The organism is Cytobacillus sp. MT66 (assembly GCF_058792595.1).
Map to the genome: position 1 here is coordinate 58819 of NZ_JBXAFB010000010.1, position 23191 is coordinate 82009.

23 protein-coding genes and 1 riboswitch are annotated in these 23191 nt (G+C 37.6%); of the genes, 17 read left to right on the forward strand and 6 right to left on the reverse strand.

What is annotated here, in order from left to right:
- Positions 1–12: 12 nt before the first annotated feature.
- Positions 13–531, reverse strand: coding sequence for a DoxX family membrane protein (locus tag AC1Q59_RS17605; protein ID WP_492367166.1), 519 nt, complete (start codon positions 529–531; stop codon positions 13–15).
- Between the two features lie 553 nt (positions 532–1084).
- Positions 1085–1185: riboswitch (purine riboswitch) on the forward strand.
- Positions 1186–1279: 94 nt separating this feature from the next.
- Here AC1Q59_RS17605 and AC1Q59_RS17610 point away from each other — a divergent pair.
- From AC1Q59_RS17610 to AC1Q59_RS17665, 12 genes are all read left to right on the forward strand, one after another.
- Positions 1280–2449: an MFS transporter gene (locus tag AC1Q59_RS17610; RefSeq protein ID WP_492367167.1), complete on the forward strand. Its 1170-nt coding sequence runs from the start codon at positions 1280–1282 to the stop codon at positions 2447–2449.
- A gap of 624 nt (positions 2450–3073) precedes the next feature.
- Complete coding sequence (locus tag AC1Q59_RS17615) at positions 3074–4360, forward strand: M20 family metallo-hydrolase (protein ID WP_492367168.1); 1287 nt, start codon at positions 3074–3076, stop codon at positions 4358–4360.
- Between the two features lie 271 nt (positions 4361–4631).
- The gene (locus AC1Q59_RS17620; protein WP_492367169.1) at positions 4632–5636 is read left to right on the forward strand and encodes a TRAP transporter substrate-binding protein; all 1005 of its coding nucleotides are present in this window, start codon (positions 4632–4634) and stop codon (positions 5634–5636) included.
- 64 nt (positions 5637–5700) lie between these two features.
- Positions 5701–6231, forward strand: a complete 531-nt coding sequence (locus AC1Q59_RS17625) for an ureidoglycolate lyase (RefSeq protein WP_492367170.1) — start codon at positions 5701–5703, stop codon at positions 6229–6231.
- The gene (locus AC1Q59_RS17630) at positions 6218–7135 is read left to right on the forward strand and encodes a polysaccharide deacetylase family protein (protein ID WP_492367171.1); all 918 of its coding nucleotides are present in this window, start codon (positions 6218–6220) and stop codon (positions 7133–7135) included. The genes AC1Q59_RS17625 and AC1Q59_RS17630 overlap by 14 nt, the downstream gene beginning before the upstream one ends.
- 25 nt (positions 7136–7160) lie before the next feature.
- Positions 7161–7658 (forward strand): TRAP transporter small permease, encoded by a 498-nt coding sequence (locus tag AC1Q59_RS17635; RefSeq protein ID WP_492367172.1) that lies wholly within the window; start codon positions 7161–7163, stop codon positions 7656–7658.
- Positions 7659–7661: 3 nt separating this feature from the next.
- Positions 7662–8936, forward strand: a complete 1275-nt coding sequence (locus AC1Q59_RS17640; protein ID WP_492367173.1) for a TRAP transporter large permease — start codon at positions 7662–7664, stop codon at positions 8934–8936.
- Positions 8937–8994: 58 nt separating this feature from the next.
- Positions 8995–10347: a dihydroorotase gene (locus AC1Q59_RS17645; protein ID WP_492367174.1), complete on the forward strand. Its 1353-nt coding sequence runs from the start codon at positions 8995–8997 to the stop codon at positions 10345–10347.
- Positions 10348–10350: 3 nt separating this feature from the next.
- Positions 10351–11601 carry an N-carbamyl-l-glutamate amidohydrolase ErtE gene (gene ertE / locus AC1Q59_RS17650; protein WP_492367175.1) on the forward strand — a complete coding sequence of 417 codons (1251 nt, stop codon included), beginning with the start codon at positions 10351–10353 and terminating at the stop codon, positions 11599–11601.
- An 84-nt stretch (positions 11602–11685) separates the two neighbouring features.
- Positions 11686–12417: an IclR family transcriptional regulator gene (locus AC1Q59_RS17655; RefSeq protein WP_492367176.1), complete on the forward strand. Its 732-nt coding sequence runs from the start codon at positions 11686–11688 to the stop codon at positions 12415–12417.
- A 120-nt stretch (positions 12418–12537) separates the two neighbouring features.
- On the forward strand, positions 12538–12756 hold the full coding sequence (locus AC1Q59_RS17660; protein WP_492367177.1) for a DHCW motif cupin fold protein: 219 nt from the start codon (positions 12538–12540) through the stop codon (positions 12754–12756).
- A 129-nt stretch (positions 12757–12885) separates the two neighbouring features.
- Entirely contained in the window at positions 12886–13458 is a 573-nt protein-coding gene (locus AC1Q59_RS17665) for a peroxiredoxin (RefSeq protein ID WP_492367178.1), read from the forward strand.
- 121 nt (positions 13459–13579) lie between these two features.
- On the opposite strand, the gene xerS is transcribed toward AC1Q59_RS17665, so the two are convergent.
- The 4 genes from xerS to AC1Q59_RS17685 form a co-directional block, all read right to left on the reverse strand.
- Positions 13580–14704, reverse strand: coding sequence for a tyrosine recombinase XerS (gene xerS, locus AC1Q59_RS17670; RefSeq protein ID WP_492367179.1), 1125 nt, complete (start codon positions 14702–14704; stop codon positions 13580–13582).
- A 174-nt stretch (positions 14705–14878) separates the two neighbouring features.
- A complete protein-coding gene (locus AC1Q59_RS17675; protein WP_492367180.1) occupies positions 14879–15265 on the reverse strand; it encodes a hypothetical protein in 387 nt (128 codons plus the stop codon).
- Between the two features lie 11 nt (positions 15266–15276).
- On the reverse strand, positions 15277–16062 hold the full coding sequence (locus AC1Q59_RS17680; protein WP_492367181.1) for a hypothetical protein: 786 nt from the start codon (positions 16060–16062) through the stop codon (positions 15277–15279).
- A 375-nt stretch (positions 16063–16437) separates the two neighbouring features.
- On the reverse strand, positions 16438–16890 hold the full coding sequence (locus AC1Q59_RS17685) for an OsmC family protein (RefSeq protein WP_492367182.1): 453 nt from the start codon (positions 16888–16890) through the stop codon (positions 16438–16440).
- Positions 16891–17242: 352 nt separating this feature from the next.
- On the opposite strand from AC1Q59_RS17685, the gene AC1Q59_RS17690 reads away from it, so the two are divergent.
- Positions 17243–18979 (forward strand): CocE/NonD family hydrolase, encoded by a 1737-nt coding sequence (locus AC1Q59_RS17690; RefSeq protein ID WP_492367183.1) that lies wholly within the window; start codon positions 17243–17245, stop codon positions 18977–18979.
- A gap of 416 nt (positions 18980–19395) precedes the next feature.
- A complete protein-coding gene (locus AC1Q59_RS17695; RefSeq protein WP_492367184.1) occupies positions 19396–20424 on the forward strand; it encodes a PTS sugar transporter subunit IIC in 1029 nt (342 codons plus the stop codon).
- Positions 20425–20880: 456 nt separating this feature from the next.
- Here the strand turns inward: AC1Q59_RS17695 and AC1Q59_RS17700 are convergent, their stop codons facing one another.
- Positions 20881–21384 carry a helix-turn-helix domain-containing protein gene (locus AC1Q59_RS17700; protein WP_492367185.1) on the reverse strand — a complete coding sequence of 168 codons (504 nt, stop codon included), beginning with the start codon at positions 21382–21384 and terminating at the stop codon, positions 20881–20883.
- A 103-nt stretch (positions 21385–21487) separates the two neighbouring features.
- Between AC1Q59_RS17700 and AC1Q59_RS17705 the strand changes: the two genes are divergently transcribed.
- Genes AC1Q59_RS17705 through AC1Q59_RS17715 form a run of 3 tightly spaced genes read left to right on the forward strand, consistent with a single transcriptional unit; the run spans position 21488 to position 23149 of the window.
- Positions 21488–21850: a hypothetical protein gene (locus AC1Q59_RS17705; RefSeq protein WP_492367186.1), complete on the forward strand. Its 363-nt coding sequence runs from the start codon at positions 21488–21490 to the stop codon at positions 21848–21850.
- Positions 21835–22929 carry a PIN domain-containing protein gene (locus AC1Q59_RS17710; protein WP_492367187.1) on the forward strand — a complete coding sequence of 365 codons (1095 nt, stop codon included), beginning with the start codon at positions 21835–21837 and terminating at the stop codon, positions 22927–22929. Before AC1Q59_RS17705 ends, AC1Q59_RS17710 begins: the two co-directional genes overlap by 16 nt.
- Complete coding sequence (locus AC1Q59_RS17715; protein ID WP_492367188.1) at positions 22922–23149, forward strand: hypothetical protein; 228 nt, start codon at positions 22922–22924, stop codon at positions 23147–23149. The genes AC1Q59_RS17710 and AC1Q59_RS17715 overlap by 8 nt, the downstream gene beginning before the upstream one ends.
- The last annotated feature ends 42 nt before the right edge of the window (positions 23150–23191 follow it).

Genomic DNA, 23191 nt, shown 5'->3' on the forward strand with positions numbered 1-23191 from the left:
TTTTTAACTATGTTAAGCAGTTGCTTTTGCCATCTTGCCGGTATGCTTTTTGTTATTTTTATGATTGGTAAAGAATCCTTTTACATAAGGGATTGCGAATCGGTCGACTCCGTAATAGTAGCCAGCTGCACCTGTGAATAAGAGAATGATAGCTGCAGTATAGAGAATTGGGTTGGTGCTTACTGTACCGGCTAATAAAAAGTTAAGGTTCATGAATGCGCCTGCTAGTAATGCTGGGATGGTTGCGGCCCCTAAAATTAACCCTAGACCTACAAGACATTCGCCCCATGGAATCAGTACATTAAACAATTCTACGTTTGGTACCGCAAAGCCTTGAAGGAATGCTGCGTACCAGCCTTGTACGGCTGGATGATCCCCGCCAGCCTGGGCTAGCGCTCCTTGCAGGAATCCTCCTGCATCAAATCCGCCTGTCATTTTATGAAAACCAGCTTCAATCCACTGAATACCTAACCAAATCCGTAATACAGTCCAAACGACAGCCATTTTTGGTCCTTTTAAGAAGGTTGCCATGATCAATCGCTCCTATATTGTGAATTTATTCACAAATGATTTGAAAAAAATTTAATCTGCTAGCTGCCAGCTTTTTAAGGTGAAAGTTTGTGAATTTATTCACTAACTTTCTACACTCTTAATATACACCGGCTGAGCAAGGAAAACAATAGACTTCACAGATGTGTCATAAATCATTTTTCCCTATTCACTGACGGTTGACATGTCCCTTATAATATAGAAAATACACTATTTATTATAAAAAAACAAAAAGCATTCCTATCTTTTTTATACGTTCATCTCGGACTCTTTAGTTAAGAGGGGAAGTCTAAAAACATATCAAGATCTTAGCTTTTTCGAAATAAATTATAAAAAAAGGGCCCTTGCACAATTGTACAAGGGCTAAAAAGGGGGAATACACTAGTTATTATTGTCAGTTATAAAAAAATATATACACATATTTTAATAGTTTTTTCCTTTTCCTTTTGTTGAATTCATGATCAGAACGAAATGCATGGGAAGGATTTTACACTTGAAAGACAGTGTTATTCGTAGTAAAATCGTCAAAGTAATTAATGTGAAACTAAATACTTACTGTATAACCTCTGGAATATGGCTGGAGGGTCTCTACCAGGAACCTTAAAAATCCTGATTACAGAAAATGAATTTATTTCGTTTACTGTAATCAGGATTTTTTGTTATTTCTAAAGAAATTTGCCTTCCAAGCCAATTCTGTTTATATCAACTAAGAAAGGACATGAAACAGACTATGAATCTGAAAGTTTTTATACTTGCGTTATCAACGGTTGCAGTTGGATTGGTTGAGTTAATCGTAGGCGGGATCTTGCCGACGATCGCTGATGATTTTGGAATTTCATTAAGCTCTGCCGGACAGCTGATTACCGTATTCGCGCTTATCTATGCCATTGCCGGGCCTGTTTTGCTTGTGTTAACGAGCAAAATCGAGCGCAAGAAATTATATCTTGCTTCCCTATTCGTGTTTTTCCTTGGTAACCTAATGACTTATTTCAGCCCGAATTTTGCCTTTATGATGATTGCAAGGGTATTGACTGCGGCGAGTACAGCGCTTATTGTCGTACTTTCCCTAATTATTGCCGCTAAAGTTGTAGCTCCAGCTCATCGGGCCAAGGCTTTGGGACTCATTTATATGGGCATCAGTTCATCACTTGTATTAGGTGTGCCTTTAGGCATCCTGATTTCCAATATATTTGGCTGGCGCATTCTATTCCTTGGAATTGCCGTGCTGTCAATCGGTTCAATGACGCTTATTTCACTATTCCTGGAGCGTATTCCTGGTGAAAGAACAATTCCTCTTTCACAGCAGCTGAAAGCAGCAGCCAGCGCAAAAATTGGCAGTGCCCATCTGGCTACGATGTTTATGCTGGCAGGGCATTACACGCTCTATGCTTATTTCACACCATTCTTAGAAACGAACCTTCATCTGAATTCAACATGGATCAGTATTTGCTATTTTGCATTTGGTCTTGCGGCCGTAGGCGGCGGGGCGTTCGGCGGAACCCTTTCCGATTGGATTGGGGCTCAAAAAAGCATCATCATCGTCATCAGTGCGTTTGCAGTTGTCCTGAGCTTATTGCCCTTAACAACCTTTTCCCTTGTGTTATTTATCCCAATGATGATGGTCTGGGGAGCATTGAGCTGGAGCCTGGCACCGCCGCAGCAAAGCTATTTGATTCAAACCGACCCGGCTACGTCCGACATCCAGCAAAGCTTTAACAACTCCGCCTTGCAAATCGGCATTTCACTTGGATCAGCCATTGGCGGCCTTGTACTAAATCAGACTGGTTCAATTTCAAGCACCGCTTGGTTTGGAAGTGGCATCGTTATTATCGCATTGCTATGCGCTGTCTTTTCTTTGACACGGCCAATGATCTCCAGACAACAAAAGACTGCGGCCTAGCCTTCCAAGGTTTAAAATACAGTGGAAGCATCGGCCTCATTTAAACCCTTTCGGACCTAATTCGGAACCCTCCGAATCAGGTTCCGAGCCATCTTTTGAGCAGTTCAGAACCTCCGAAAATTAGGCCTCAGTATACTTTTCTCTTAGAGCTTTTTTACATTCCTCGCAGTCTATCCATTTGAGATTTCTAAAATAGATTTGCTTATACAATTCCTTTTGTTGACAAGGAACTTCACATCTATACACCCTATCGCATACACATTTGGTTTCATCCCTAACAGCATGTATCGTTCCATCTTCACATATAACAATCGGATAATGCATGGATATCTCCTCTTTTTTTTCTCGTGGATTTTAATAAATAGACGGAACAAATGCCGGAAGGGTTTCTTTAGACCTATAAAAATCCTATAAGTTTAAGACTATTATACGATACGGCCAATGTTATTAACTTTACAATCATTTTGCGCGATCGACCAAGTGGAGATCGGGGATTATTGCCACTTTATATCTTTTAAGATTTTATTAAACCCGATTAAGCTAAAGTGATATAATTTTATAATTATTATCAGAGTCAATTAATGTATGAATTATAAAATAAAAAGAGAGGAGAAAAGTTAACAAATGAAAGCATCGGATTTTTATTATAAACTAACCGAAGAATATGACACTATATTAAATAAGTCTGGGGTCAGCGGTGAACGATTAGCACAGCGTCTGAGTATGATTTCAGAAATTGGAAGAACGCCCGAAGGAGGGTCTAATCGAATTGGTTTTTCAAAAGAAGAAGAACAGGCCAAACAGCTTGCTATAAAATGGATGACTGAAGCAGGTCTAATAATTAGAAGGGACGCTGCGGGTAATGTATTTGGACGGTTAGAGGGGAAAAATAAGGCATTACCAACCTTGTTATCTGGATCTCACCTTGATACTGTTCCGAATGGCGGACACTTTGATGGTGTATTAGGCGTACTAACCGCACTTGAAGTAGTTGAGGCTTGGAAAGAGACAGGTTACATACCAAATTACCCTTTTGAAGTAGTAGTTTTTTCCGATGAAGAAGGATCGCGGTTTAATGATGGATTCACAGGCAGTCGGGCCTTTATTGGTTTAGTAGATATGGAGGAACAAAGAAGATTAGTTGATGATGAAGGTAAAGGATTTGATGAAGTATTAAGACAAGTTGGACTAGATAGCAACCAATTTTTATCTGCAAAAAGAGATATTAAAGAAATAGAAGCGTTTATTGAAGTACATATTGAACAGGGCCTTTATTTAGAAAAATCAAATATCCCTATTGGAATTGTTAATGGAATTGCCGGTGCAAGTTGGCTAGAAATTACATTTACCGGAAATGCCGGTCACGCAGGGACAACTCCAATGCTCTTAAGGAACGATCCTTTAGTAGCAGCAGGGGAATTTATTAATAGGGTTTCGTATTTACCCCAGGAGGTCAGTCCCACAGCCGTGGCTACCATTGGAAAGGTAGACGTTAAACCAAATGGTATTAATGTGATCCCAGGGGAAGTAACTCTTTTTGTTGATATACGTGATATTAATAAAGATTCACGTGATAAGCTAATTAGTTTAATATGTGATACTGCAGTTCACATATCTAAGAAGTATAGAATGGACCTGCAATATAAAGTGTTATTAGAAGAAGACCCTGTACCAATCAATGATGAAATTAAAAGTAAGTTTAAAAAGTCAGCTAAGGAAAATGGTTTAGAACCAGATTTTCTGCCAAGTGGTGCTGGCCACGATGCTATGATACTTGGACAAATAATTCCAATTGGAATGTTATTTATCCGAAGTAAGGATGGCATAAGCCATAATCCCAAAGAATGGTCATCACTAAATGACTGTGTACTTGGTGTTCATACATTAAAGTGCTTTTTAGAGAATTATTAACGGTTTAAAGAAATACAGTGTTTTTTTCTTAATCCATTCTTTTAGAATGGATTTTTTTCTTTTTGATCTTGGTATACATCTCTCAGTAAGCCTAGTAAAAAAGCAACCTATTTTCTTTAATGAAATTGATTATTAAGAAATGTCATACACATAATTCAGAAGATTCGACAAAAAAATTCTTGCTAAACAATATTTACTTGAGTTAATATTTTGATAAATGATAATTATTTATCATTTATTGATAATAGGAAATTAAAAGGGGTGTCGTTGAATGAAGAGGTTTTTGAAAAGCTCATTGATTATCGGAACTGCATTATTATTTATTGCAGGATGCTCTAGTAATGGTGCAACAAAAGAAAGCCAAGGATCGGAAAAAATCACACTAGAGTTAGGACATGGTGGAAGTCTAGATTCGCATTTAAATGCAGGAGCAAAAAAGTTTATAGAGCTAGTTGAGGAAAAATCAGATGGGAAAATTACAATAAATAATCATCCAAACTCTGAATTAGGAGCAGAAAGAGAAATGACTGAATCTGTTCAGGGGCAATTATTAGATATAGCAATCGTGTCAACAGGACCAGTTGGAAACTTTGCAAATAAAGTCAATGTATTAGACTTCCCATTCCTTTTTGATGATCATACCCAAGCCGAAAAAGTACTAGATGGAAAAGTTGGTGAAGAAATTTCTAAACAGTTAGAGGAAGTAAATTTAAAGAATTTATATTGGGTAGATAATGGTTCGTATCATATTGCTTCAAACAATAAACCTATTAGAACTCCAAAGGATATGGAAGGTTTAAAGTTTAGAACTCAAGAAAACCAAGTACAAATTGATACAATAAATGCTTTAGGAGCAACTGCCACACCAATCCCATTTAGTGAACTTTTTCTTTCTGCCCAACAAGGTGTAGTTGATGGGCAAGGGAATTCATTAGCTGTTTTGATTCCAAATAGTTACCACGAAGTTCATAAGTATTTGACTATTACTAATCACATGTATTCAGCTGGAATGATTCTGATGAATAATGAAAAATTCAATTCACTTCCAGATGACGCTCAAAAGATTTTATTAGAAGCTGCAAAAGAAGCTGGTACGTATGAAAGGGAATTCGTTCAAAAATTGAATGAAGAATATTTACAAACTGCTAAGGATAATGGGATGACAATAATTGAAGATGCAGACTTAGCACCGTTTAAGGAAGCGGTTAAACCTGTTTATGAAAAATATCAAGATCAGTATGGGGATCTCTTCAAAATTATAGAAGAAGCAAAATAATGAAAAATGCAACTCAACTTTTTATGGCCGTTTTACCATAGAAAGTTGAGTTATTTAAAAGGTTGTGAGTGAAATCGATAATGTAATCAAAGTATTAACCGTAGATAACTTTAAAAATTATGGATACGTTCTTCAAACAGGAGCAATCTTCAAAACCATTAATCAAGGCACAAGCCAAAAGTGGAATAATATTATTCCAAAAGACACCTTTGTTTCAGCGAATGGCCAAAATATCGGGATATTAAGAACAGACAAGTTTACCCCTATTATAACGAAATTAGAACGACACAGGTTTACCTCACAATTATTCTATCCGATAACCAAAGGAAAAAGCTTAGTCATTGTAGCGGAAGGAAACGATATGGAAATCGATAAGGCAAAAATAGAGGTATTTCTTATGAATGAGGGACAGGGAATTTGCTTCCATCCATTAACTTGGCATTATCAGTTAATTCCAATTGGCGGCCCATCGGATTATTTAACAATTATGTTAAATAGCGAGAAACCTGACATTGAATATTCAAATGAATTTTCTCCGCTAGTACTAGAAACCGATATCTATATTAATAATGAGGTGCAAGATGGAAAAAATTAAGGAATTAGATATACCTGGACCAAAAAGGGATTATATAGGTTATGGAAAAAATGGCTTTCAAGCAAAGTGGCCTAATGGGGCTCGCGTAGTTCTTAATATTGTTGTGAATTACGAGGAAGGCTCCGAGCAAATGAAGGCTTTAGGTGACATTGAAAATGAAGGATTCGTTGAGTTCCCAAATTCAATTCCAAATAATATGAGAGATTTGGCAGTAGAATCTGTTTATGAATATGGAAGCAGGGTTGGAATATGGAGATTACAAAGATTATTCGATGAGCTTAATATTCCTATTACCGTGTTTGGCTGTGCATTAGCTTTAGAAAGAAATCCGGAAGTAGGTGCCTGGATCAAGGAGGCAGGGCATGATGTTTGCTCCCACGGATGGAGATGGGAAAAGGTTTGGAACTTAACAAGAGAAAAAGAGAAATCACATATTGCATGGGCTGTAGAATCTATTGAAAAAACTTGCGGGGTTAAACCTCAAGGCTGGTATTGCAGATATGGTCCATCTGTTCACACTAGGGAACTACTTGTTGAGCATGGGGGATTTCTATATGATTCTGATGCTTATAACGATGAGCTGCCATATTATACAGAAGCTAATGGAAAGAGACATCTAGTGGTTCCTTATTCCCAAACATTAAATGACGGTAAGTTTATTCGTCCTCAAGGGTATGGGGGTCCTGCCGATTTTGTAGATTCATTAAAAAGGACCTTAGATTACATGTGGGAAGAGGGAGAGACTCACCCAAAGATTATGTCCATAGGTCTGCATCCAAGAATTATTGGTCAACCTTCAAGAGTATCCGCCTTACGTGAGTTTCTAGAATATGCATTGCAGAAAGATAAGGTATGGATAGCTAGAAGACTAGATATAGCAAATCATTGGTTAGCAAATTATTAAACTCTCTAAATAAGGAGCAAAGCGTATGACCAACATGGTACGAATAATTGACGGCATTAATAAGGGGATAAGAGTATTTATTGCCATTAGTTTAGGCGTTATGTCCATTGTAATTGTCACCCAAGTGATATCAAGATATTTTTTGGGTCATGCATTTACATGGGCTGAAGAGGTATCACGTTATTTAATGGTTTGGTCAGTTTTTCTAGGTGCAGCATTAGCGCTTAGAACGCAATCATTAATAGCCCTTGAAATAATTGCCGAAAAACTTTCTATTGGAGCTAAAAGAGGGTTAAAAATCATTGTTTATTTTATTGGGTTAATCTTTTTTATTATTTTATTTGTTAAGGGCTTAGAAATAATAGGAAATGTAAAATTTCAACGATCCCCTGCTTTACAAATTTCAATGTCATTTCCATACCTTGGAATACCCGTTGGGGCGGCAGCACTTATTTTAAATTCTATAGCAGTCCTTATAGAATTAATTCAAGGTAAAACCCCTCCAAAAAGTGAGGAGGTATAATTTATGGTTTATGTTTTATTAGCAAGTCTATTAATATGTCTAGTGTTATCAGTTCCAATTGCAATTGCACTCGGTCTTTCTTCGTTAATCTCAATAATTGTTGCCGGTAATATTCCTTTAAATGCTATTGCACAAAAAGCATTTACCTCTATCGATTCATTCCCGTTAATGGCAATACCGTTCTTTATCTTAGCTGGGACTCTTATGGAAAAGGGTGGAATTGCAAAACGATTAGTCCGATTTGCTAATTCCTTAGTGGGGTCTTTAACGGGTGGATTAGGTATGGTAGTTGTTGTTACTTCAATGTTCTTTGCGGCAATTTCTGGATCGGGTATTGCTGCAACTGCTGCTTTAGGTTCTATCCTTATCCCAGCAATGGTGAAAAAAGGATATGACAGAAGCTATGCAGGCGCACTTCAAGCAATTTCCGGTGAATTGGGTGTTATTATACCACCAAGTGTTTCTATGATTCTATTCGGTGTTGCAACTGGTGTGTCTATTGGGGACCTATTTCTCGCTGGAATAATTCCAGGGTTAATAATCGGTCTATCATTAATGATTGGTGTTTACTTTATATCTAAAAAAAGAGGATATAAAGGCGATACTGATGTTCCTAAAGGCGAAGTATTAGTTGCATTTAAAGAAGCCCTATTGGCTTTATTAATGCCTGTTATTATTTTAGGCGGAATATATGGTGGTATATTTACCCCCACGGAGGCAGCGGCAGTCGCAGTCGCCTATGCATTTCTTGTAGGTTTCTTTATTTATAAAGAAATAAAGGTCAAAGATCTAGTTGCCATATTATCTAAATCAATGATAACAACTTCCATCGTAATGTTTATTATTGCGTGTGCCGGAATCTTTAGTTTTATCTTAACAAGAGAAGGAGTACCTCAAAAGGTAGCAGCATTCTTTGCAGATGTAACTGCATCACCAATTGTTTTTCTATTAATAATCAATATCCTATTGCTAATAGTTGGGATGTTCTTTGATGGTAGTATAGCCATCATTATCTTATCACCATTATTAACACCTGCCGCGATGGCATTAGGAATTGACCCTATCCACTTCGGTATGGTTATGATTATTAACTTAGCAATTGGAATGTGTACTCCACCACTTGGAGTGAATCTATTTGTAGCTTGTCAGATTGCAAATATCAGATTAGAACAGATTACCAAGGCAATTTTGCCTTTCCTAGCAATAATGATTGTTGACCTAATATTAATCAGTTATATACCACAAATTAGCCTGTTTTTAGTTGAGTTATTTAAATAAAGTCACAACTATTCCTCTATTACATTAAAAATGAGTATAGTCAGAAGGAGAGGTAATTATGAGTACAAATTTTACTATTAAAGGAAACATAGTATTGCCAACTGAGGTCCTATTTGATTCATATTTAACGATTAATGATGGAAAGATTGCATCTATTTCAAATGAAAGAAATGATAATAATTTCATAGATGCCTCAGGGCAATATATTCTGCCAGGGGCAATTGACGCTCATGTTCATTGTTACAGTTCATTAGCCGAAGGGTTTACTAAAGCAACAAGGTCTGCAGCTGCTGGTGGAGTTACAACAATCATTGAAATGCCTTACGATAAAGATAAATTAATTTGTACTAAAGAGCTTTTTGATAACAAAATTGAGCTTTTGAACCAGGAGTCCGTCGTTGATGTAGCACTATTAGCTACCATAGCGCCAAAAGATGGCATTAATCAAATTCCTTTATTAGCAGAATCAGGTGCTTGCGGATTTAAAGTCTCTTTATTCAATACGGATTCAACACGCTTCCCTAAAATTGATGAAGGTGAACTTTTTGAAGCATTTAAGGAAATAGAAAAGACTGGCAGACCAGTTGGTGTCCACGCTGAAACTGATTCTATTGTAAGAAAATATATAGAAAAATATGCTGAGGAAGGTAATCATAACCCTCTTGCTCACTGTTTAAGCAGACCAAAGGTAGCCGAATCTACTGCAGCATTAACAGTATTAGAATTAGCTCATTATTCAAATGTTAAACTGCATTTATACCATTGTACTTTTCCTAGAGTTTTTAAATTAGTTGACAATTTTAAAAAAGAAGGAACAAATGTAACGGCTGAAACGTGTACTCATTACCTAACTTTGTGCGATGAAGACATGAATACATTAAAAGCAAAAGCTAAAATTAACCCTCCTCTACGTTCAAGGGAAGATATGAAATCACTGTGGGAAATGTTAGCTAGGGATGAAATCGATATGGTGACATCAGACCATGCCCCTTGGACAATTGATCAAAAACAAGCCAACAATATTTTTGAAAATTCATCAGGCGCGCCTGGTGTAGAGGTTCTATTACCGATTTTATATAGTGAAGGTGTAGCAAAAGGCAAGATATCGTTATCGCAATTAATTAAAGTGTTAAGTGAAAATCCAGCAAACCGCTTTGGATTAGGGCACAGAAAAGGGAAAATTGAGGTTGGCTATGATGCAGACCTTGTTATCCTTGATCCAAATGAAAATTGGATATTAGATGAAACATTAATGCACTCAAGTGCAGGATGGAGCCCTTACAATGGCATGGAAATGCATGGTAAAATAAAGAAAACTTTTGTCAGAGGAAAAGAAGTATTTAACAATGCAGTAACAGGAAAACCAGGAGACGGTACGTTTATTAGTGCTGTGCATACACGTGAGGTATAAAATATGAATTATTTTTATCAAAACGACGAAAGAATTAAAAGTGACATATTGACGTTAGCCGAAATGATTAATAAAGAGGCAGAAGGTTTTACAAGACGCCCGTTTACAAAATGGTATGCACAAAGCCGTGAATGGTTAGCCGAAGAGATGGGGAAATCCGGATTGGATGTTCAAATTGATGCGGCATCAAATCTAATTGGTAGACTAGAGGGAAGTAACAAGGAATTGCCACCGATTATGATTGGATCTCATACTGATACAGTAACTGGCGGGGGAAGGTTCGACGGTATTATTGGTGTATTAGCCGGGATTGAAATTGCAAGGCAATTAAAGGAAAAAGGTATTACATTAGAACATACGCTATTAATTGTGGATTTTACAGCTGAGGAGCCAAGTGAATTTGGAATCTCAACCATAGGCAGTAGAGGAATGGTAGATAATTTAACAGATGAGATGTTAAATAGAACTGATCCAAATGGATTAAAACTAAGTGAAGGAATCAAAATAGCAGGCGGAAGACCTGAGGATATTTCCAAAGAGGCTTTGAAATCCGGGGATATTTCTTTGTATTTGGAATTGCATATTGAGCAAGGTCCCGTATTGGAACAAACAAACAATGACCTAGGAATAGTTACAGGAATAGTAGGGATTCAACGTTATAGAATCACAGTTAATGGACAGCCAAATCATGCCGGGACAACACCAATGAATATGAGATTTGATGCATTAACTGGTGCTGCAGAATTGATATTAGAAGTTGAAAAGGTTGCAAAAAAATCATACAAAGAGCAAGTGGTTGGCACAGTTGGAAGATTATTTGTAGAACCAAATGGATCTAATGTTGTTCCAGGCAAAGTTGTGTTTGATGTTGAATTACGGTCATTAAGTACAAGTACTATAGATCAAATGGTTGAACAGATTATTTCTAAAATAAAAGATACTGAAATTAATAGAAATTTATCCGTTTCTATTGATAAGTTATCTCAATCAGAACCAATCTTTGTTAATGAGGATATACTAAAAGGCATTGAAGAAGGTTGTGAAGATGTAGGTAAAGCTATCCTTTTACCAAGCGGTGCAGGTCATGATGCTAATCAAATAGCGAGAATTGCCCCTATTGGTATGATTTTTGTACCAAGTAAAGATGGAAAAAGTCATTGTCCTGAGGAATGGACAGAATACTCGCAAGTGACAAAAGGTGTCTGTGCACTTGGAAATGCACTTTTATATTTTGATAAAAAACAATCCAACTAAGAATATATAACACTAGTATTTTTTATCCCCTTTCCCAGATTGGAGGATATCCTTTTAAAGGAAAATTATTTAGGAGAGAGTTAAATGAGTACAATGAAAACTTTAGAAATTCTGGACTTATATGACCGTGATACAAGATCCTTAACTGTTGCTAGAATGGCGGAGATGTTGAATCAACCACAAAGTTCAGTATATAGACATGTAAGGATATTAAAAGAAAAAGGTTACTTAATGGATGACCATGAAGGGAATTATAGGCTTGGTTATAAATTTCTAAAGTTTTCGAAAATAGTGTCTATGGATACTAATATTACAACTGTATCTTACCCTATAATGCAGCAGTTAACTAAGGATACTGGAGAAACCACAATACTGATGGTTTACTCACATTTGCAATCAATTTGTCTCTTATCAGTAAATTCAGGGGAACCAGTTAAAGTTTCTTCCGAAGTTGGGCAAATATTTCCGCTATACGGGGGAGCGTCATCTAAGGCTTTATTAGCGTATTTAAGCGAGGACATAGTAAATGAATTATTTGAAAAGGATATAGTTAAGAAACATACTGATAATACCATAGTTAATATAGAAGAATTAAAAAATGATTTGAAAAAAATAAGAGAAAAAGGTTATGCTTTTTCAGATAGTGAAATTGATGATGGCGTTATTGGCTATGGTGTTCCCATTTTTAATTATAGCAATAAGCCGATAGCTTCTTTGAGTATTCTTGGTCCAAGAGAAAGACTATTGGAAAAAAACTCTGAAGAATTAATTGATAAGTTACAAAAAGCAAGAGAAGAAATACAGACTTATTTATAATAATACACAAAAAGAAGTCAAACCATCTGAAAAGGGATGAATTATGGAAATTACTGATGTCCCATTTAGTACTGTTAATTGGAAAGATATAGATAAAACTACACATCCCGGAACCGTGGGATGTGCCTATTGGTGAACATTGAGATGGGGAATATCAGGGTAAGAATAGTAGAGTATTCTCCAGGGTATACAGCTGATCATTGGTGTAATAAAGGACACGTACTTTTAGTCCTTGAAGGCGAGCTTTATACTGAGCTTTCAGATGGAAGTAAAGTTAGATTGACATTGAATGGGCAAATTCTCTTAAGAATTTGTCTTTTTTTTTGCTTTGATTCCTAAAAAAACAAATTCACTTTTTTCTGATTGAAGGTTATTTAAACATACAATTTTGCGAGTAAATATTAATAAGATTTAAAGAAATCCAGGTTCATATTTTTCCAATCCTATAGGTCTTTAGGCATAATCTTATTGTCATATAAAGATAAAGGGAGAGAAATACATAAGCTGCTAAATATCGGAACCAAGGCACCTGATTTTCAATTAGATACGGTTTCTTCTTTTTCAAGCTTGCCCATTCCTGCGTCGCTTGAACAATATAAGGGAAAGTGGCTGATTCTATTCTTTTATCCATTTGATTTTTCCATCGTCTGTCCGACGGAAATTAAAGTAATGAACAGCTATCTGCCAAAATTTGAAGAACTGAATACAGAGGTGCTAGCGATCAGCACGGACAGTATCTATTCTCACCGTGCATGGTTAAAGGCGGACCACCCAAATGCGATTGGACAGATTGATTTAACCCTTGCCTCTGATTACAAAAAAGAAGCAGCACAAGCATATGATGTCTTGGACTCAAAAACAGGAGCAGCCTATCGGGCGCTGTACATTATTGACCCAGATGGATGTATTCAATATGCAACTATGACCAATCAAAATGTCGGGCGAAGTGCAGCTGAAACCGTTCGTGTCCTTCAGGCATTACAGACTGGGGGATTATGTCCAATGGATTGGGCGTTGGGGGATCAGACTTTAGAGGTGTAGATTGTCCTTAATTTCTGCAAAAGGGATCCGAATGGCTTCATTCGGATCCCTCTAATCTGAAATCTGAACAGCCCTAGGTTAAGGGCTGTTATTTTATTAATTATTGAAATCATTACGTATTTTACTTATTTTTATCCGTATTTTTCCTTCTTCTGTCTAGCTTCTCAGCGGCTCTTCTTTGTTTTTCTCTTGTTGTATTAATGTAGAGCAATGAAACATCCGAATTGGTATGGCCAAGCTGATTCATGATTAGCGAAATATCCCCATCTGTCTGCTCAGCTAAGTTGGTTGCATAGGTGTGACGCAGCTTATGAGGGGACATGCGCTTATCAAATGATTTCGTATATTTATAGACTATATCCTGTATGGCTCGATTGGTCAGAGGTTCACAACGCCCCTTGTAGCGTTTAATAAATATGTACTCATGATCTCCAACTCCTGCACCATACCTTTCTTTACGGACCTTCAAATAGCTTTGCAGGTCTTCTAAAGAAGAGGGGGTAACAGAAACTGTATCTTTTTTGCCGCCTTTACGAATCACACTAATCTCTTTGCTGCTAAAATCAACATCTTTCACCCTTAAGTTAGATAGTTCATTAACCCTTATGCCTGTTCCTAAAAAAAGAGAGAGTATAGCAAAATCTCTTTCTTTATCTCTTTTATAATACTTTTTTTGACCAGGTGTGAGAGAGGCCTCATATTCATTTTGAACATAGCTTAAAAAATGAATATCCATATCTTCCACAAAGATTTTATCCGTGATTTTTTTAGCACGTTCATTCAAGGTTTCAGATACCTTTTTGATTGGGATCTTCTCCATCACATTCCGCTCAAAATAAGGTTTTCCACTGCTAACTTCCGCTTCCATTGTAAGATATTTAAAAAGGGAGCGCAGGGAGGACTTATGCCGGTTAACGGTTTTGCTATCCATTTTCTTCGTTTCATCATCTTTTTTAGAAACGATGTATTTCTTTCTAGATATAAATTTAAAGTAATTGCTCATATCGTCTAAAGGCAGCGTGCTCAAAGCTTCAACGGGAAAATCCTTTATGGATGTGCTCGAAACAATTCCCTCAGACATCAGCCATTGAAGAAACTCTTTATAATCCCGTACATAATGATAAAGGGTGAGGGGAGACCGAATATCTAACTTATCATCAACAAATTTAACTACAAAAGAGGGCATTTCCTTTAATAGGGCTTCTAACCGCTTTTCGTAATATTCATGCTGTTTTGTGATGGCCAAAAGAAGACACCTCACTTTTTTATTTTAAAAAGAAAACAAGTATTCGTATAATACAATTTTTACGAATAGTATTATAGTAAATTCATTATATGTATGATTAATCTTGCTCTAAATGAGAACGGGTTGGCACTAAAGAATGAATAGGTTAACAAATTATGAAGTTAATTTAAGGTTTTATTGCTGTTCATCTGGATAATAAAGGGTTTTGCGCAGTGTCACATCACGATGCTTTAAGGTTTCACCCTTAAAACGCAGCCAGATTTCATCATCTGCCATAACCCCATGTGTTTTACGGACAATGGCCCAACGATTGTAGCTTTTTAACCCCAGTGAAGCAAGTAATTCATCCGCATTGACTCTTGTTTCAGGAAAAACACGCCACTTTAGCCATCTTTCCAGCTCATCTTTTGTAATATAGCCCCCTGGATCAGGAGAAAATTGCTTATTAAAGCCACTAATATAGTTGATAACATATGGATTGTTGCTTCCATCTGGTTTTAAGTCTACACTGGCGATCACATCATCAAACAGCATCACATCAAATTTAAAATAATTGATCATCAATGTTCACCTCAAATAAGCAATTTTTCATAATCCGCATCGTTCAATTGTACTTCCATCACATCCAATGCTCGGCCAAGTTGGTATGGAGAAGAAGCTAATCGTTGTTGTAGCGCCGTTATATTAATAAAAGGCGGTCCATCGTATAGCGAAAGCTGTTTCTTAAAACTATTATTAAATGGTTTTGCCTTTACTTTACGTTTTAAGATTCGCACATCTACACCAAGCGGATAATCCTTAACGTCCGATAATAAGCTTAAGCCATGGTCAAAAATTGGAGCCAGCTGCCAGGCTTCTGTTTTGGGGTTGTAAAGAAACAGAATGTTATTTGTGTGGCGATCCTCATTAAGTATGAACGCATCAAAGGCTAGCATCTGTGCTACCTGTTGAGATACATCTAATCCTGTGAACGCGTGTATCTTTTCCATAACCAAATGAAATCTGTCTTCTGTCGAGTAACGAGTATTGCTTAGAATCTCGTCTGTTGTTTCAAAGTTTGCTTCAAATAACCGTTCAAGTGTGACTTCTTGTAAAGAACCGCGAAAATCTATAGAATAGCAGCCTTCTGCAACAGCTCCATCGTTCTTTTCAATTAAACAAGGTGTATAAGGGATAAAGGAGTTTTTCGGTAAAGCAGAACTATCTAAAATAAGGGAAGCAGCATATTCAGCCATGTTTTCATACCCGCGAGTATTTTCCTTTATCCACCTATTTCCTACTAACCACTTCGATTGATCACCTTTACTCGATGTACTAACAATGATTTCAGCATCTTTCGGGATTCGTATTCTTTCCATTTTGCACCTCCATTCATTGATTAATCAGAAATTCGCTAATTTAAATAATTAATCCTTTAAAATAAAGTGGAATTAATTTCTAGTTCCTATATTATAGCAAACATTCAATCTTCACACTTAGTACTTTTCGTAAAATATGGATTATACGAACTATTGTTTTTAAAAAAAATCTCCCTGACTCTTCTCACCTCCAGCATTACTCAAAGGGGGATTTTTTCTTTAATAATTAATCGTAAAGGAAGTTCAGGAAGTAAGGCTGGAATAAAGAAGAGTAAACAAAAGAGAAGCTATCTAAATTGCCAGCCCTGCTGACTTTTTAGACAAGCCCCTCCTTATTAGCTTTTACCGATGTTTACTTAGAGTAATCATGTAAATTTACTTAACAGGATTCTCAACAACTACATTTGCGGAAACAAGATTAACTGGATTTTCAATTGTATCTCCTACAGGACAGTGTGCTTCAATAAATTCTTTATATGCTTCAATTTTTTCTTCAGGGGCTGTTGTTTCAATATGAAATGTATATCTTATTGTTTGAAACCCAGGTCGTACATCAGATTTTCCAAGAAATCCGTCAATGTCAATATCCCCTTCTATTTCAACCCAAAAGTTTTGCAGATCTATATCAAATTTTTTCGCATAGGTTCTTGCTACGATTGACTGGCAAGCACCTAAGGCTGAAAGAAGGAGTTCAACCGGACTCATTCCCTTGTCTGAGCCTCCTAGGCTTTCAGGTTCATCGATAATTACTTTATGACTTCTTGCCTCAGCTTCAACTAACACGTTCTCTTTTAAGAAGGTTTTTGCCTTATATGTTGATAAAGCCATTGTAAATCTCTCCTTTTTTGTCAGATTTTAATTCCGAGTAATTACATGTGACTTATTGTAATTATATTATCATAAAATTTTTTATATTCAACAATTTGGTTTATCTTTTCAAAGCTTATTTTGATTCGTTTTGACGACACCTCTATTCTAGTAAAAGAAAATGATACAAATGTACTATTCTGAAAATTCTGATTGATATGAATAATATAAAATGGTAAATTTTAAATTGTAATTAATGGCGAGCCCGCGATATGCATTCATTCTGAGTGGAATGGATATCGCCCAAGTTCATGGTAAGTACATATAACTGGATTTGCCGTAATTTAGTAAAATGACGAAAGGAGTAAGTGCCTTGAAAAAAAGGAAATATCTATCTATTGCCTTAGCTTTACTATTGGGTCTTTCGGTGTCTATGGCTTATGTTTCTACTCCCATATCCGCCCAAGCGGAACAGAAGCAGCAGACAAATGATTCAATGGGAGACGGTACTCAAAACCGCAATTGGGTCAAGAAATCCAAAAAGCCGCCGATCTCAACAAAAACTTATTCTGTTAATGTTCAAGAAAATGTGGAGATCACCATGCGTGATGGTGTGGTGCTAAGGGGGCGCCTGTTTCTTCCGCAGGGAGTGGACCTTCCCCAGCCGAGCTTGATATTGGAAAATGGCTACGGGCATGTGAATCAGAAAAAGGCGGATGATTTATCCCGTTACTTAGCCGAGCACGGGTATCCGACTTTGCATGTAGGTTTAAGAGGTTCTGGAACTTCTGATGGGGAGGCCAATCTATTTAATAAATTCTCTGAAGATGGGTATGATCTTGTCGAATGGATGGCCAAACAGCCTTGGAGTGATGGAAATGTAGGATTGGTAGGACAGTCTTTGCGAGGGATCAGTCAGTGGCTAACGGCCAAAGAACTGCCGCCGAGCCTTAAGGCCATCAGCCCGGAAATTGCCTGTACTGATTGTTATGACTACCTTTGGTATCCCGGAGGAATGCTGCCTGGGCCGGGACGGGTTGGCCGGGGAGATCCAGAATATACTTCTGTTTTGCCGCACCGGGATTTTGATGCCTGGTGGCGTGAGCGAACCCTGAACACGCAGGATTTGCAATCTATTAGCAAGCAAGGCATTGCTGCCCTGATATCCGGTGGCTGGCAGGATTATATTACTCCTGGAAATATACAAGCTTTTAAGGAGTTCAGTGCCTTGGGAGGAAAGAGCAAGATGATCATTGGGCCAGGGGCACATGATACAATCTACGATTTGCTGCCCTATGATTTCAAAGACTACCAGGTAGCCTGGTTCGACCGCTACCTTCGTGGGTTGGATAACGGTATAGATAAAGAGGACAGCGTGCTGATCTATGTCCAGGGACCAAATCAATGGCGATTTGAGAAAGCCTGGCCGATACCGGATGCCCGCATTGCAACAATGTATCTTTCTGATCAGCATAGTGGATCAATTTCAAGCATCAATGATGGAACACTTAGCGCCGTACAGCCTAAGGAGCAAAATTCCAGTGAAGACTACGAGTATTCACCGACCACCGGTCCTTTCCTTCATACGTTACGGAGCAATAAGAACGGCATCTTAAAGGTCGATCAAAGTCCGTATCAGGAAAAGACTCTTACCTGGACTACCGGATCCCTATCAGATCCTACCGAATTGACGGGTTCAGTGAAGTTCAGTTTCTGGGCAGAGTCTTCGGCGGAGGATACCGATTTCGTTATTGAAATCTCCGACGTTGCCCCTGACGGCACAGCCACTCAAGTGACGGCAGGCTATCTCAACGGTCCTCGGGCCAAATCGCGGACACATCCGACACCGCTTACACCTGGGAAAATAGAACAATTCAACATTGAAGCCCTGCCTACATCTTACGTATTCCAAGAAGGGCATCGCATTAGAATAAGTATGGCTGGCGGTACAACGGCTCTGCCGGATCAAGTTGGACCGCAGGGGCCGGGGCTCAATCCGAATGAGGCGACCGTGAAGATTTATCAGGATGCACGTTACCCGTCCCATTTGGAAATCCCTATTATCGGTAAGGCTTTGCTGCCAACCGAGTCGAAAAAGCGGAATAAGTGAAAAGGTAAATCCTCCTGAGCTTCGGCTTTGGAGGATTTTTTTCAATCGCTGTAAAGTGGCTAATATACCCAACAAATCAGTATAATTCCTCACCCGCATCATTTTCAACTTTTTCTTGTATTTGTAATAGGTGTGGCTTCTTCTAATTTGGCAAGACCTACATCTGTGTGGTTATCAATCGCTTTTAACTACTTTCATCCCCATCCTATCCGATGATAACTCTTCGGTAAAATTTATTCCGAAATAACAATATTATAGTTTTGTTAATATATAAATGCTATGAGAAACTCAGTAAAACAAGGTATGTTCCAAAATCAAAAATAATAATTAATATTGACTCTATTCAAAAATAACTATATTATTATATCAATTTAAAAAAAGACGGAAAATTTATTATAGTTAAGGGAGAATAGGCAATGAAAAAGTCAACAAAGGAATATTTGACAGATAGAATGTATAAAGCTTCACAAGGACTTGCTAACGCGGTTTTAGTAACACTTGGAATCGGTCTCTTAATTGAATCTTTAGGAACATTTACAGGATGGGAAGGATTTTTTACAATCGGCAAAACAGCACAGCTGATGCTGGCTCCGGCTCTTGGAGCAGGAATTGCTTACCAGCTGGGAGGGAATACACTTGTTATTTTCAGTGCGATGGCCTGTAGCACCATCGGGGCCAGCGCCGTCCAACTAACAGGAGATGGCGGTGTTACATTAGTAACTGGGCAGCCACTAAGTGCTGTTTTAGCGGCTGTTATCGCTACTTGGATTGGTAAACGTGTTACTGGAAAAACGAAATTGGATATGATGGCGATCCCTTTTGCTGCTATTTTTATCGGTGGTATTGCTGGTGTGTTTTTATCGATGGTTACGACGCCATTGCTTAATTGGCTAAGTGCTCAAATTACTGCGTCTGTTGAAGGTTCTCCAATCATTGGACCAATGGTCATTTCCCTTGTCTGGAGTATTTTCCTTATGTCGCCGGCATCGTCTGCAGCGATTGCGATTGCCTTACAGCTTGATCCTGTTTCAAGTGCGGCTGCCTTAATCGGTTGTACCGTCCAATTTGCCGCCTTTACTGCCATGTCATTTAAACAAAATGATGTTGGAGCCAATATTGCCCAATCATTAATCACACCTAAGGTTCAATTTCCGAACATTATCAAAAATCCACGTCTTGTCATTCCGTCATTTATTTCGGCAATCATATGTGCACCTATGGCGACGATGATTTTTGATTTTCAAGTTCCATATAAACTAGCAGGTCTGGGTCTCAATTCATTAATCGCTCCAATCAATATTTTGGCAAACCAAGGAGTCATGGTCTTTTTAATTTACATTGCATTCGGCGTAATTCTGCCTATTGTTATTTCACTTTCAATCTATCAAGGCATGAAAGTATTGGGATGGGTTAAAAAGGGCGATTTAAAAATGGTCGTGCAATAATTGAATACTTTATAAAACCCCTCCTGAAATGTTCAGGAGGGGTTTTGAAATACTAAGACTCTTTTCATAATTGTGCCCATAGATGCATAATGCAGCCATGCCCCTTAAAAGTTGTATATATCCACTTCATTGTTATTTTCGATATTAGCTAACCCCATCTCCTTGCAGGACAGGCAAAAAAGAAGCCACTCTCGTTTTCCCCTTTTTCTGTATTTTAATATCCTAAAAAACTGAATCACTCCATTAATGAGAAATAGGAAGATGAAAGAGTACAACAGCCACGCATAACTGTTGTTTTGCTTATAAATATAGGCAACAGGAATCAATAGCCATATCGTAAAAACAAAATGATTAAAACACATTCGATGTCTTTTTATTCTAATTACATTTGTGTCTCCGCAAGAATTGCAGCAAACATCATCTAAAAAGTATTTAGACTTTACACCAAACATGTACCTATTCCCCCTTTTGAAATAGCTTCCAGATCTCCTCATGATCTACCTGATTAAACTCAATGCTTGAGACTTTATTTTCAAATAAGGTTGGTACCGCATCAAAAACCCTTTGCATACCTGGTAAGGTAACAAACCATACCTTATCTGATTTTCTTATTTCTCCTTTATTAAACTTCCCTTTCTCAATCGCCTTTCTAAGCGTACTGCCATCGGCTAATTTCCAGAGTTTTGCTGCCTCTGACAGACTGTAAATTTCATTCACTGATAATCTATCTATTGGTATATACGGTAAAGGGCCTTGAATCGAAAGCAGCTCTGACTTGTCAATTTGTTTTTTATCATTTAAGGTCCCAATCGTTTGAAAATAGACATGACTGTGCTCATTGATGTAATCTTCAACCTGTGTGATCTCCTGGAATTCAATCCAATTCTGCTCCCTTACTCCGTATAGCCTGACTGGCCATAATCTTGCCCTTTTTGTGTGCACCTGAAATCCGTATTCCACTAACCTCTACCCCTTTCACTATATCGTGAATATTCCCTATTGCGGTTGTTTATATTTTCCATTATACTTAAAATTAGAAAAAGTACAAGTGGAGGGATTCGATTTGAAAGTACTAGGTCTTTTATTATTTTTAGCCGCATTAATAGTCTACTTCACAAGACTTGGGCTTCTAGGGGGATACAGAGAATTCCTAAAATCAGAAAGAGAGTCCTTCTTTATCCAGAAAGAAGACACTGAAAAGGAAATGAATCTCCTTAGAAGGGAACTAGAGGATCTGGAAAGGGAAGAAAAGCTTCTGCAGCAAAAACTGGATGAACAAAGCGACATAGAGAACGAAATTGATAGAAAAAAAGCTGTTATATCCAAGGCAGAAGAATTAAAAGAACATGTAGAAGCCATAATTCCAAATCTGCAGGATACATATAAAACATTGCTAAAGGAGAGTCTTTCATGGGCAGAGCGATAGAGATATTAATGGAGGATGGAATATCCCTAGCCCTTGCAGCAGTTTTTTTGGCCATCCCTTATGTTTTTATAGGCATGCTGATCATCGTAGGGGTCAGCAGGAAAGGCTGGCATAAAAATAACATTTTCAATTTCATGTTGACTCTTCTTTTTCCATATATGTCTTATTCCTTATTTCTCAACAATGAATCAGAAACCAGGATAGAAGGCCAGATAAAGTGGAATCTTATTCTTCATATAATCATCTTCATGCCACTGTTATTTACACGGGACTTAGAAGGGTATTCGTTTTTGAAGCTTTCCATATCTAGTGTTCTTTTAACTAGTATTTTATTAATCCACTTTCGGAATCAAGCCATGATTACCTTAGCCTTGCAGTATGATCGTATGGTGGATGAAACAGAAAAACTTATACGTTCTAAGGAGAACCTGCAGCACTTGATCAAAACCAAGAAAAAAGCACTTGAGGCAGAAAGCAAAGATTTTCGCTGGAAATCACAAGCATTAAAAACGGATCTTTACATATTGGATAAGGAATTACATCGTCTGAATAGGTTCCTAAGGCCACAACAGCAGCTTGCTGAAGACTTACAGCGAAACATCCAAATCATCAGTGAACTGGACCGGTGCAGAAAACAGGGATTAGAGATTGCAATTGATACCAATGTCTTAATGAAGTTAAATAATGACCTGCTTGAACTCATTAAACGCAACAAAATTGTCATTAGCCGAATGGTTCGCAGAGAGTGGGACTTTTTGAAGAAAAATGAGCATCGGGAAACAAGAGGAGCTGCCGCCAGAGCAAGTGATGTATTCGATGCTATGGTCTTAAATGGGGCTGGACGAGAAATTGAAGATGGCTGGACGGAACCCTTTGTCATTGAACATAAGCTTCGAATGGAGAATAACGACGATCATATCGTCGCTGATTTCCTTTTTGAAAAAGTAAAAGGTGGAGCCAATCTAATTGCCGCATCAGATGATACAGATTTTGTCACGAGTGCAAGATTAGCTGGATTGCCTGTTTTAGAAATAAAAATACCGAATTATAAAGAAAACTGGAGTGAGCTCATTGTTTAGCAGAAAAATGGAAGAAGCTTTAGCGTTATCTACGTATCTAGCAAATTTTGGCTTAATAGCTTTAAGTGCCTTAAACCTATATGCCTTTGTCAAAACCGGAAAAGTAGCCATTGAAATGGAATTTGTTATCAGCTATGCAGGCCTAGCCTTAGCAACCACCTTCATGTTTTTTAGTGAAATTTTATTAAAATTAATGAAAGAAAAAAGAAAAGCAGCATAAATTCTTTCGTTGCACTGGCAGGAAGCAGGACACTAATGCATT

Excerpts from the sequence above, each read along its gene's own strand:
- AC1Q59_RS17660 (WP_492367177.1), top strand. The coding sequence starts at position 12,538 with ATGTGCCTATTGGTGAACATTGAGATGGGGAATATCAGGGTAAGAATA.
- AC1Q59_RS17675 (WP_492367180.1), bottom strand. The coding sequence starts at position 15,265 with ATGATCAATTATTTTAAATTTGATGTGATGCTGTTTGATGATGTGATC.
- AC1Q59_RS17605 (WP_492367166.1), bottom strand. The coding sequence starts at position 531 with ATGGCAACCTTCTTAAAAGGACCAAAAATGGCTGTCGTTTGGACTGTA.
- ertE (WP_492367175.1), top strand. The coding sequence starts at position 10,351 with ATGAATTATTTTTATCAAAACGACGAAAGAATTAAAAGTGACATATTG.
- AC1Q59_RS17635 (WP_492367172.1), top strand. The coding sequence starts at position 7,161 with ATGACCAACATGGTACGAATAATTGACGGCATTAATAAGGGGATAAGA.
- AC1Q59_RS17710 (WP_492367187.1), top strand. The coding sequence starts at position 21,835 with ATGGGCAGAGCGATAGAGATATTAATGGAGGATGGAATATCCCTAGCC.
- AC1Q59_RS17615 (WP_492367168.1), top strand. The coding sequence starts at position 3,074 with ATGAAAGCATCGGATTTTTATTATAAACTAACCGAAGAATATGACACT.
- AC1Q59_RS17610 (WP_492367167.1), top strand. The coding sequence starts at position 1,280 with ATGAATCTGAAAGTTTTTATACTTGCGTTATCAACGGTTGCAGTTGGA.
- AC1Q59_RS17645 (WP_492367174.1), top strand. The coding sequence starts at position 8,995 with ATGAGTACAAATTTTACTATTAAAGGAAACATAGTATTGCCAACTGAG.
- AC1Q59_RS17620 (WP_492367169.1), top strand. The coding sequence starts at position 4,632 with ATGAAGAGGTTTTTGAAAAGCTCATTGATTATCGGAACTGCATTATTA.
- AC1Q59_RS17680 (WP_492367181.1), bottom strand. The coding sequence starts at position 16,062 with ATGGAAAGAATACGAATCCCGAAAGATGCTGAAATCATTGTTAGTACA.
- AC1Q59_RS17640 (WP_492367173.1), top strand. The coding sequence starts at position 7,662 with ATGGTTTATGTTTTATTAGCAAGTCTATTAATATGTCTAGTGTTATCA.
- AC1Q59_RS17630 (WP_492367171.1), top strand. The coding sequence starts at position 6,218 with ATGGAAAAAATTAAGGAATTAGATATACCTGGACCAAAAAGGGATTAT.
- AC1Q59_RS17695 (WP_492367184.1), top strand. The coding sequence starts at position 19,396 with ATGAAAAAGTCAACAAAGGAATATTTGACAGATAGAATGTATAAAGCT.
- AC1Q59_RS17655 (WP_492367176.1), top strand. The coding sequence starts at position 11,686 with ATGAGTACAATGAAAACTTTAGAAATTCTGGACTTATATGACCGTGAT.
- AC1Q59_RS17685 (WP_492367182.1), bottom strand. The coding sequence starts at position 16,890 with ATGGCTTTATCAACATATAAGGCAAAAACCTTCTTAAAAGAGAACGTG.